General features: G+C 60.6%; 8 protein-coding genes (1 of these 8 cut by a window edge). 3 read left to right on the top strand and 5 right to left on the bottom strand.

Going from position 1 to position 6,000, the window contains the following annotated elements; all coding sequences use genetic code 11:
* The 5 genes from msrQ to V8J81_RS19355 all read right to left on the bottom strand — a co-directional run.
* On the bottom strand, positions 1-341 hold the 5' portion of the coding sequence (gene msrQ / locus V8J81_RS19375; RefSeq protein WP_368477386.1) for a protein-methionine-sulfoxide reductase heme-binding subunit MsrQ. The gene continues 259 nt to the left of window position 1, outside the view; 341 of the gene's 600 nt are visible here — the first part of the coding sequence; it begins with the start codon at positions 339-341; its stop codon lies off the left edge, out of view.
* A 1-nt stretch (position 342) separates the two neighbouring features.
* Entirely contained in the window at positions 343-870 is a 528-nt protein-coding gene (locus V8J81_RS19370; protein WP_368477385.1) for a hypothetical protein, read from the bottom strand.
* Positions 870-1,772 (bottom strand): protein-methionine-sulfoxide reductase catalytic subunit MsrP, encoded by a 903-nt coding sequence (msrP, locus tag V8J81_RS19365; protein WP_368477384.1) that lies wholly within the window; start codon positions 1,770-1,772, stop codon positions 870-872. The genes V8J81_RS19370 and msrP overlap by 1 nt, the downstream gene beginning before the upstream one ends.
* A 108-nt stretch (positions 1,773-1,880) precedes the next feature.
* Positions 1,881-2,156 carry a hypothetical protein gene (locus V8J81_RS19360; protein ID WP_368477383.1) on the bottom strand — a complete coding sequence of 92 codons (276 nt, stop codon included), beginning with the start codon at positions 2,154-2,156 and terminating at the stop codon, positions 1,881-1,883.
* Entirely contained in the window at positions 2,153-3,640 is a 1,488-nt protein-coding gene (locus V8J81_RS19355) for an FMN-binding glutamate synthase family protein (RefSeq protein WP_368477686.1), read from the bottom strand. The genes V8J81_RS19360 and V8J81_RS19355 overlap by 4 nt, the downstream gene beginning before the upstream one ends.
* A gap of 322 nt (positions 3,641-3,962) precedes the next feature.
* Between V8J81_RS19355 and V8J81_RS19350 the strand changes: the two genes are divergently transcribed.
* The 3 genes from V8J81_RS19350 to V8J81_RS19340 all read left to right on the top strand — a co-directional run bounded on the left by V8J81_RS19350 (position 3,963) and on the right by V8J81_RS19340 (position 5,904).
* Positions 3,963-4,433 (top strand): fasciclin domain-containing protein, encoded by a 471-nt coding sequence (locus V8J81_RS19350; RefSeq protein ID WP_439649913.1) that lies wholly within the window; start codon positions 3,963-3,965, stop codon positions 4,431-4,433.
* Between the two features lie 79 nt (positions 4,434-4,512).
* Complete coding sequence (locus V8J81_RS19345) at positions 4,513-5,019, top strand: fasciclin domain-containing protein (RefSeq protein WP_368477382.1); 507 nt, start codon at positions 4,513-4,515, stop codon at positions 5,017-5,019.
* Between the two features lie 138 nt (positions 5,020-5,157).
* Positions 5,158-5,904, top strand: coding sequence for an SDR family NAD(P)-dependent oxidoreductase (locus V8J81_RS19340; protein WP_368477381.1), 747 nt, complete (start codon positions 5,158-5,160; stop codon positions 5,902-5,904).
* The last annotated feature ends 96 nt before the right edge of the window (positions 5,905-6,000 follow it).

The raw sequence follows: 6,000 nt of genomic DNA, 5'->3' as shown, positions 1-6,000 counted from the left end.
CGCTCCAGAATGTCGGCCCAGATCCGGGATAGCGACTGAACGTCTAGCACCGCCCATACGAGGAAGTGTGCCAGCGCAAAGAAAAAGGCCAGAACGCCAATGGCCCGTCGCCAGCACAACAGGTTCAATCTCAGATGCTGGCGGAGCGGCGTGACGGCCAACCCGACCAAGATGAGCTGGAAGGCTATCTTGCCGTAACGATGTTCAAGCGCCTCAATCGGTTCAACACCCAAGCCTCCGGTGGCCCCGAGGTAGAACAGCCACGCACCATACGCAGTCCCTATTATATAAAGCACCCAGCCCGGCACTTTGCGGACTGTCTGATTCAGGGCGCCGACCATCTCACTCCATCTCCCGTGAACAGGCGATCAAATCAAAATCAGCATCTGCGCCCGTATAGAGTGTGTCGATCACGAGCCGTGCCATACAACGTGCGTGGACGACCTGTCCGTCGCTTTCGTTCAGAACGGTGAAGGTCAGCACATCAATCTGTCCAAACATCTGCGTTTCTTGCAGGTAGACGGTTTGGTCCGCCGGAAGGTTGCGCGCCGTCTCAGACAAAAGGTGCAACGGCGTATCTGCGAAAACTGCCGCCGCCTCCGCCCAATCGTCGACCCGTGCAATGATGATGTCGGCCTGCGTGATGGGTGGCTGCCCCGGCATCAGCGTGTCGAAGACGCCGGCCACGTCCCGCTCGAACAGTTCTTCCCGGAATCCCTGCCCGGCCTCGAACACCGCGATCCGTGCGCCTGTCTCCGGGAAGGCCTGTATATAGGTGTCGGCAACAACCTCTTCTGCGGGCAGCACGGATTGTGCAGCCGCAAGACCTGGCAAGCCGAGGCACAGAAGAACGGTCGCCGCGCGGATCATCAGAAATTCGCTTCCAGATCCATGCCTTCATAAAGGCCGGCCACTTCTTCTTCATAGCCATTGAACATCAGCGTCGGCTCGCGGCGCGCAAACAGGCCGCCGCCAATCCGGCGCTCGCTCGCCTGCGACCAGCGCGGGTGATCCACGTTCGGGTTCACATTACTATAGAAGCCATACTCGCGCGGGTTGGCTTGGTTCCAGCTTGCGAAAGGCTCGCGGTCGGTCAGCGTGATGCGCACAATCGACTTGATCGACTTGAAGCCATACTTCCACGGCACCACCAAACGCATCGGCGCACCGTTCTGGTTCGGGATATCCCGCCCATAGATACCGGTCGCCATGATGGTCAGCGGATGGCGCGCCTCGTCCAGCCGCAGGCCCTCGCGGTAAGGCCAATCCAGAACCGGCACCCGCACGCCCGGCATCTCGTCGGGGCGGTTGGCGGTTTCAAAGGCGACGTAACGCGCGCTGTCCTGCACGCCAACCCGGTCCAGCAGATCGGCCAATTCAAACCCGTTCCAAGGGATCACCATTGACCAGGCCTCGACGCAGCGGAAGCGATAGATCCGCTCCTCGACCGTCATGCCGTCCATGATGTCCTCAAAGGAATAGGTGCCTGGGTTGTCGACCATCCCGTCAATCTCAACCGACCAAGGCGAGGTCACGAGCGTATGCGCATTGCGTGCCGGGTCATCCTTGCCGGTGCCGAACTCATAATAGTTATTGTAGGTCGTGATCTCTTCCCAGGTATTGGGTTCCAGATCCTGCGCCTGCGCGTTGCCACCGATCAGCCCCGCCCCCAACAGTGCGCCCGTGCCAGCCATGATCTGGCGGCGGTTCAAGTAGAGATGTTCCGGCGTGACGTCGTCCCACGTCAGCTTGGATTGGTAGCGGCGGGCCATAAGGCTGTCTCCTCGTCCTTTGTCAGGAGAGTATATGCGCCATCAGACCCACATTTCCCAAGCGCTGACATCATATCTCACGAAAGGGTTAGGTGGTGTGAGGCGTGCCTAACGTTTCAGGTCAGGCCGCGTGACCGGAAGCGGCTCTTCATCAGATGGGATCGTATGTTCCCATCGGGTGGCAATTGAATAGGCGGTCGAGCAGGCCGACGATAAATATGGGGCCTCTCCCGAATACCGGCCTTGCGGGGTCCGCACCCACCAATGCCATTTCCCGTCTTCGGTCGGGATGACCTCGCCCTCGCAATGGCGGCGCCGAAGTGTGAATGACGCGCCTGTCTTTCGGAACTTGTCCTTATAGTAGCCTTCCAGCTCGGCTTTCACGCTGACACAACCTCGCTTGGAAATAACCGATCCATCGGCAGGCTGCTGCCATCCGGCTGCACCAGCCGCACGTGTTGTCGCCGCATAAGGCGCGGCTCACTCACACCGACAGAATGCGCGATCACCTCGACCTCTTTCACAAGGTTCTTGGCGTAGTTCGCAACACGCATGTCCTTGTCCTCAACAACCAGCCCCTCCTGAAAGCGCGGATCGTGCGTGGTGATCCCCGTCGGGCAGGTATTCTTGTGACACTTCAGCGCCTGAATGCAGCCGAGGGCAAACATGAAGCCGCGGGCGCTTACGACGAAATCCGCACCTGCAGCCAAAGCCCAAGCCACATCGCCCGGGTTCACCAGCTTGCCGGAGGCCACAATCCGAATGCGATCCTTCAAACCCGCCTTGTTGCGCAGATCAGTCAGGATCGGCAACGCCTCGCGGATCGACATGCCGACAAGATCCATCAACGGCATGGGGGCGGCACCAGTCCCGCCCTCCCCGCCATCCAGGGTGATGAAGTCCGGCGCGCTTGCCTCGCCACGCTTTGCCACCGCGTCGAACAGGTCCACGAACACCTGCGGATCACCCATCACTGTCTTGATGCCCACCGGCTTGCCCGTCACCTCGCGGATATGGCCGATCAGGTCGAGCAATTCGTCCGCATTCGCCGCTTCCCTGTGCCGGTTCGGGCTGATCCCGTCGCGCCCTTTGGGCAGGCCCCGGATCTCTGCAATCTCGTCGGTGATCTTCGCCGCCGGCAGAATACCGCCCTTCCCCGGCTTCGCCCCCTGCGCCAGCTTCAGCTCAAACATCCGCACATTATTATGTGCCGCCACCTCCCGCAGTTTCTCGTCGCTCAGGTTCCCTTCGGCATCGCGCACACCGTATTTCGCCGTGCCGATTTGAAAGACGACATCGCAGCCGCCCTCAAGATGATAGGGGCTCAAGCCCCCCTCCCCGGTGTTCATCCAGCACCCGGCCATTTGACACCCGCGCGACAGCGCCCGAACGGCGGGCTTTGAAATAGCCCCGTAACTCATGCCTGACAGGTTGAAGAAAGAAGGTGCATTATAAGGTGTCACCGCATTCGGCCCGATGAGCAGCGGCTCACTGCTCGCGAACTGATCGTCGAGCGGCGGGAAGGCCGACGGCACAAACAGCGGCGTGCCCACCACGGTGATGTTGCGGGTCGAGCCGAACGGCAGGGTCGAGGATTTCCCCTGCGCCGCATGCTTCACATATTCCCGCTGCGCACGGTTGAACGGCAGTTCTTCGCGGTCCATCGCAAAGAAGTACTGCCGGAAGAATTCGCCCAAAGTGCTGAAGATGCCTCGGAACCGACCGAGCACCGGGTAGTTGCGCCGGATCGCATCAGCTTTCTGCGTTCGGTCGACGATGAAAAGGACAACCGCAGCCAAGGCCACAAGCCCAATCACCAGCCAAAAGACCAATGCCATCGCCTCCAGGAAGACGCTGACATTCTCCATGCTCGGCATATCCATTGCTCACGCCTCCCAAATCACCGCGAACACCATGCCCACCGCAGGCCGGAAACGGCAACGGGAGACATGAATTTCGCAACATTCTCTAACGAATGATCACATGAATTCACCGGTTTGTGATTGGAACGGCATTTTGGACGTGGCTTAGGCGCGCCTGCCCTTAGGTCAAGCCCATGGGCAAGAATTCGCTTCGGTTGAAACGAATTTAGCACGCCGCATCTCGCTCCTCGTCACCGGGCAAACCCCGCTGGCCTTATGGGGCGCATCATTGCCCCTGAGCACACAGACAGAGAGAAAGAGAGAGATCATGCGTAACGCACTCCTTGCCCTCGCGGCCTCCACTGCACTCGCCGCTCCCGCCTTCGCGGACGGTCATTCCAACACCATCGTCGACGTGGCAACCGAGGCAGGCTCCTTCACCACCCTGCTCGCCGCCGCCGAAGCTGCTGGCCTTGTTGAAACGCTGTCGGGTGAAGGCCCGCTGACCGTTTTCGCGCCCACCGATGAAGCGTTCGCCGCCCTGCCCGAAGGCACGGTCGAAGGCCTGCTGGCTGACACCGAAGCACTCACTGCTGTGCTGACCTACCACGTGGTCGCCGGTGCCGTGATGTCGGGCGATCTGTCCGACGGCATGACCGCGACCACAGTAAACGGCGCCGATATCACCGTGTCGCTCGATCCGGTGATGATCAACGACGCCAACGTCGTGGCCGCCGACATCGAAGCATCGAATGGCGTCATCCACGTCATCGACAGCGTCCTGCTGCCGCCGCAGTAAACGCTTGAACGCATCGGGGAAGGCTCAGGCCTTCCCCGTTTCGCTTTTCAAAACACCACCAAACGGAAAGGGGACCATCATGGACCGTCGTAACTTTATCACCAAAACCGCAGGCCTTGTCGCCGCTGCACCGCTGGCCGGCCTCGCCACCACGCTTCCCGCGCGCGCTGTCACGGGCTCTTCGAATATCGTTGAATTGGCCGTCGCCACGCCCGACCTCTCGACCCTCGTAACTGCTGTGCAAGCCGCAGGTCTGGTCGACACGCTGGCCTCGCCCGGCAACTTCACCGTCTTCGCACCCACCAACCGCGCCTTTGCGCATCTGCCCGCAGGTACACTCGACGCGCTTCTCGCCGATATCCCCGCGCTGACCAACGTGCTGACGTACCACGTCTCGGGTGACTATTATCCTGCCTCCGCTCTGGCCGGACAGCATGGCGCGATCCCGACAGTCCAAGGCTCCAACATCCGCGTGAACGGCCGCAATGGCGTACACCTCAACGGCAACGTCTCCGTGACCACGGCTGATGTCTTCGCCTCCAACGGCGTTGTGCACATCATCGACGCGGTTCTGCTGCCGCACTAATCAGCTCGCTTTTGCCGGGGCGCCTTGTCCCTTCGCATCCCGGCACACCCCCGCATGAGCAGACCTCATGCGGGGGTATTTCTTGCCGGGTTCGTGTATTTCCCGTTCACTGCGCTCAAGTGAACGGAGGACGCACCGATGAAAACTGCCATCGTTACTGGGGCCGCGCGAGGCATTGGCCTGGCCACAACCGACGAATTCCTGTCACGAGGGTGGCGCGTGGCGATGGTGGATTGGGATGCGGCCGAACTTGAGGTTGCATTATCCACGCGCAAGAACGTCCTCGCCCTGCCATACGACATTTCCAACCCGCAACAGGTCGAGACTATTGTGCGGGAGACGCTGGATGCGTTCGGGCAAGTCGACGCGCTGATCAACAATGCGGGCGTGGCGGATTTCGGGCGGATTGAAGAGACCGATTTCGATCGCTGGCGGAGGGTGATGTCGATCAACCTGGATGGCACGTTTCTGATGAGTCAGGCCGCGACTCCCGCGTTGAAGGAAACCAAAGGCGCGATTGTGAATATCGCGTCGATCTCGGGGCTGCGGGCCTCCACGCTGCGGGTGGCTTACGGAACCTCGAAAGCTGCCGTGATCGCACTGACACAGCAGCAGGCGGTGGAACTGGGCGAACATGGGATCCGCTGCAACGCCGTGGCGCCGGGGCCGGTGCGTACGAAGCTGGCGATGGCCGTCCACACGCTCGAGATCATCGCGGCCTATCACGATGCCTTGCCGCTCAACCGGTACGGCACCGAGGCGGAGCTTGCGGGGGCGATTGTCTTCCTGTGCTCCGAGAAGGCCAGCTACATCACGGGGCAGACGCTGGCCGTGGATGGCGGGTTCGAGGCGACGGGGATCGGGCTTCCGGCTTTGCGCGGGTAAGAGCCGCTGCTCACGCGTGAGCAACGAGTTTAAATTACTGATTTTAATTGATCTTTCGGTTTTTCTTAACTTTCCAATAACCACGATTTGACGCAA

This window comes from Gymnodinialimonas sp. 202GB13-11, assembly GCF_040932485.1.
Classification (GTDB): Bacteria; Pseudomonadota; Alphaproteobacteria; order Rhodobacterales; family Rhodobacteraceae; genus Gymnodinialimonas; species Gymnodinialimonas hymeniacidonis.
Note: the sequence above shows the minus strand (reverse complement) of the source record. Positions and strands in the feature narration are given on the sequence as shown.

Excerpts from the sequence above, each read along its gene's own strand:
- V8J81_RS19370 (WP_368477385.1), bottom strand. The coding sequence starts at position 870 with ATGATCCGCGCGGCGACCGTTCTTCTGTGCCTCGGCTTGCCAGGTCTT.
- msrP (WP_368477384.1), bottom strand. The coding sequence starts at position 1,772 with ATGGCCCGCCGCTACCAATCCAAGCTGACGTGGGACGACGTCACGCCG.
- V8J81_RS19355 (WP_368477686.1), bottom strand. The coding sequence starts at position 3,640 with ATGGAGAATGTCAGCGTCTTCCTGGAGGCGATGGCATTGGTCTTTTGG.
- V8J81_RS19350 (WP_439649913.1), top strand. The coding sequence starts at position 3,963 with ATGCGTAACGCACTCCTTGCCCTCGCGGCCTCCACTGCACTCGCCGCT.
- V8J81_RS19345 (WP_368477382.1), top strand. The coding sequence starts at position 4,513 with ATGGACCGTCGTAACTTTATCACCAAAACCGCAGGCCTTGTCGCCGCT.
- V8J81_RS19340 (WP_368477381.1), top strand. The coding sequence starts at position 5,158 with ATGAAAACTGCCATCGTTACTGGGGCCGCGCGAGGCATTGGCCTGGCC.